General features: G+C 60.9%; 4 protein-coding genes. 1 reads left to right on the forward strand and 3 read right to left on the reverse strand.

The genetic code is table 11. The features are described from left to right. Positions 1–43 precede the first annotated feature (43 nt). The 3 genes from ACW9JC_RS29485 to ACW9JC_RS29495 are packed head-to-tail and all read right to left on the reverse strand — an operon-like array spanning position 44 to position 2298. Positions 44–454, reverse strand: a complete 411-nt coding sequence (locus ACW9JC_RS29485) for an SRPBCC family protein (RefSeq protein WP_457459450.1) — start codon at positions 452–454, stop codon at positions 44–46. A gap of 27 nt (positions 455–481) precedes the next feature. Next, entirely contained in the window at positions 482–1279 is a 798-nt protein-coding gene (locus ACW9JC_RS29490; RefSeq protein ID WP_457459452.1) for an SDR family NAD(P)-dependent oxidoreductase, read from the reverse strand. Positions 1280–1281: 2 nt separating this feature from the next. Then, a complete protein-coding gene (locus ACW9JC_RS29495; RefSeq protein WP_338586125.1) occupies positions 1282–2298 on the reverse strand; it encodes an aldo/keto reductase in 1017 nt (338 codons plus the stop codon). A gap of 117 nt (positions 2299–2415) precedes the next feature. Here ACW9JC_RS29495 and ACW9JC_RS29500 point away from each other — a divergent pair, with 117 nt between their 5' ends. After that, on the forward strand, positions 2416–3315 hold the full coding sequence (locus tag ACW9JC_RS29500; protein WP_457459454.1) for a LysR substrate-binding domain-containing protein: 900 nt from the start codon (positions 2416–2418) through the stop codon (positions 3313–3315). The last annotated feature ends 48 nt before the right edge of the window (positions 3316–3363 follow it).

Here is a 3363-nt window from a genome sequence, read left to right on the forward strand (position 1 = left end):
ACAAACCCTGTAGGAGCTGCCGCAGGCTGCGATCTTAAAAAGCTTACGCCGGGTAGTTGGCCCGCAGTGCCTCAAGCCCACCCTGATAAATCCCGGTGAACAACGCCACCACTTCTTCATCACTCACGCCCACCGGCTCAAATCGACCGGACCAGGTCACTCGCGCACCCTGCCCCAGCGCTTCAACCTTGATCGTCGCAAGATAATCAGTGGCCGGGAACGGTGCCTGCGAAATCGAGTAGCTGTAGGTTTTCGCGGTGTTGTCGAACGCTTGCAGGCGCTCGACTATTGCAGCGCCGTCGGCGGTTTGCAGGCTGCGTACCCGCCCGCCTTCGCTGAGTTCACTCTTGGGAATGAACGGCAGCCAATCCGGCAGCGAGTTGAAACCGCCGATCAATTGCCAGACCTGATCGGCCGAGGCCGGGATGTCGATAAACGCAGATGCTGATGCCATGTAATGTGCTCTCTCAATCAATCAGGTTCAGATTGCCATGCTGTCGACGACACCGCCATCGACCCGCAGGGCTGCGCCAGTGGTGGCTGAGGATAATGGCGAAGCGATGTACGCCACCAGATTCGCCACTTCCTCGACATTCGCCACGCGCTGAATGATCGAAGTCGGCCGGGCCGTGCGTACAAAGGCGTCGGCCTCCTCCCGCAGACTACGACCGGATTGGGCAATGGCATCCTTGAGCATTTCCTCCACGCCGTCGGTCAGCGTCGGGCCAGGCAAGATCGCATTGACCGTCACCCCGGTGCCCGCCAAGCGTTTGGCCAGACCATGGGACACCGCCAGGTTGGCGCTTTTGGTCACGCCATAATTGAGCATGTCAGCCGGGATCGCGATGCCGGATTCCGAAGACAGGAAAATCACCCGGCCCCAACCCTGCTTGACCATGTCCGGCACGTAATGCCGGGACAGGCGTACCCCGGAGATCACGTTGATCTCATAGAAGCGCGTCCACTCGCTGTCGGGCGTCTCAAAGAAATCTACTGCGTTGAAGATCCCGAGGTTGTTCACAAGGATGTCCGCACGCGGCTCGGCGGCGAAGAGTTTCTCGGCGCCTTCGGCGGTGCCCAGGTCCGCGGTCAAACCGCGCAGTTGTGCATCGGGCACGCTTTGGCGAATGCTCGCCAGCGCCTGCTCAACCTTGGACGTCTCGCGGCCGATCACCACCACCGTGGCGCCGGATTCGGCCAGCGCCTTGCTGATGCCCAGGCCGATGCCGGCAGTGCTGCCGCTGACAATCGCCAGTTTTCCGCTCAAATCGATTTTCATGTTCAGGCTCCAATGATTGGCAAAGGTGCGCGTTCGGACACCAGTTTCGCGTCGCGCAGCGCCTGCCAGAAGGCTGCAGGAATCACCGCCGACAGCGCGGCCACGTCTTCGGCAATCCGCTCTGGACGGCTGGCACCTGGAATGACTGCCGCCACCGCCGGGTTGGCCAACGAGAACTGCAATGCCGCCGCTTTGATGTCGACACCATGGGCCGCCGCAATGCGCTTGATCTGCTCGACCTTGTTGATGATCGCCGGGCTCGCCTTCTGGTATTCGAAGTGTGCGCCACCGGCCAGGATGCCCGAGCTGTAAGGGCCGCCGACCACGATTTCAACGTTCTGCGCCAGCGCCGCGTCCATCAAGCGTTGCAAGGCGCGGTCATGGTCGAGAAGAGTGTAGCGGCCGGCCAAAAGAAAACCGTCCGGCTGCGCTTCGCTTAGATCAAGGGTCAATTCGCATGGCTCGACCTTGTTCACACCCAGGCCCCAGCCCTTGATCACGCCTTCTTCACGCAAGCGAGTCAGCACTTTGAATGCGCCGGTGCGGGCCTGGTTGAAGTATTCCAGCCATTGATCGCCGTAGAAGTCCTGGGCGATGTCATGCACCCAGACGATGTCCAGGCGATCTGTTTGCAGGCGCTTGAGGCTGTCTTCGATCGAACGCATCGTTGCGTCGGCGCTGTAGTCATTGACGATCTTGTTCGGGCGACCGTGTTCGAACACCCCGCTCTTCTCGCCCAGATCGCGGGCAGCGGCGTCTTCGACTTCGTCGAGAATCACCCGGCCGACCTTGCTGCTGAGCACATAGTCGTCGCGGTTGTAGCGGGACAATGCGGTGCCGAGGCGGATTTCCGACAGGCCCGAACCGTAGAACGGTGCGGTGTCGAAGTAACGCACGCCGGCATCCCAGGCCGCATGGACGGTGGCTTGCGCTTCCTCTTCAGGAATGGCGCGGAACATGTTGCCCAGTGGTGCAGTACCGAAGCCCAGCGCGCCGGGCAGTTTGTCTTTCAAGCTCATGATTCAATCCTCGTCAGTTTCTGAGGTCAGTTGGGTGACCGTTGAGCAGATGCTAGATTGCAGCGATCGGACCGTCCAAGACATAATGCGCAGCACTTGAGTCCCCAGAGGTCTGACATGATCGACATCCGCCAATTGCGCTACTTCGTCGCCGTCGCCGAGGAAGAACACGTCGGTCGCGCCGCCGAACGTCTGCACATTTCCCAGTCGCCTTTAAGTCGGCAGATCGCCCAGCTCGAAGAACGGCTTGGCCTGACCCTGTTCGAGCGCAGCCAGCAACGCATTCGCCTGACCCGCGACGGCCAGACTTTCCTCGCCGAAACCCGCGCATTGCTGACCCACGCCAATCGCCTGGAATCCCTCGGCAAACGCCTGGGCCGTGGCGAGGAAGGCGGGTTGTGCATCGGCTATATCGAAAACGCCATGCATGCGGGCGTCCTGCCCAATGCCTTGCGCGTGCTGCGGGTTGACCGGCCGAATGTGCATGTCGCGCTGTACAACCAAAGTTCCGTCGAACAATTGGAAGGCCTGCGTCAGCGTAGTCTGGATATCGCCCTGGTCAGCGAGCCGCCGACGGACGACGATCCGGACCTGTTGGGTTTTCAGGTGTTGGACGACCCGATGCTATTGGCCCTGCCCGAGGAACATCCGCTGGCACAGAAAACCGTGCTGACCCCGGAAGATCTCGCCGATCAGGAGTGGATTGGCGTGCAACACCACCAGAATGTCAGCAGCCGCGAAAACTTCGTCAGCGCCTGCATCCGCGCAGGGTTTACCCCGGACATCCGCATGGAAGCCACCGGTCCCTTCACTGCAATGGCTCTGGTGGCGTCGGGACTGGGCATCGCGATGATTCAGAAAGGCTTGAGCCGCAACGCACCGCCGGGCGTGGTGCTGCGGGAAGTGTCGTGGATTTCCCTCACCAGACCGCTGTGGGCGGCATGGCACCGGATCAATCTGCGGCCGTTGGTGGAGACGTTCAGGAAGGTGCTGACGGAGCCGGGTGCGGCTGACTAATGTTGTAGGAGCTGCCGCAGGCTGCGATCTTTTGATCTTGCTTTTTAA

It is taken from the genome of Pseudomonas sp. SDO5591_S426 (genome assembly GCF_054070755.1).

Bases quoted from the DNA above. Each gene is read 5' to 3' on its own strand.
- ACW9JC_RS29500 (WP_457459454.1), top strand. From the start codon at position 2,416: ATGATCGACATCCGCCAATTGCGCTACTTCGTCGCCGTCGCCGAGGAA.
- ACW9JC_RS29485 (WP_457459450.1), bottom strand. From the start codon at position 454: ATGGCATCAGCATCTGCGTTTATCGACATCCCGGCCTCGGCCGATCAG.
- ACW9JC_RS29490 (WP_457459452.1), bottom strand. From the start codon at position 1,279: ATGAAAATCGATTTGAGCGGAAAACTGGCGATTGTCAGCGGCAGCACT.
- ACW9JC_RS29495 (WP_338586125.1), bottom strand. From the start codon at position 2,298: ATGAGCTTGAAAGACAAACTGCCCGGCGCGCTGGGCTTCGGTACTGCA.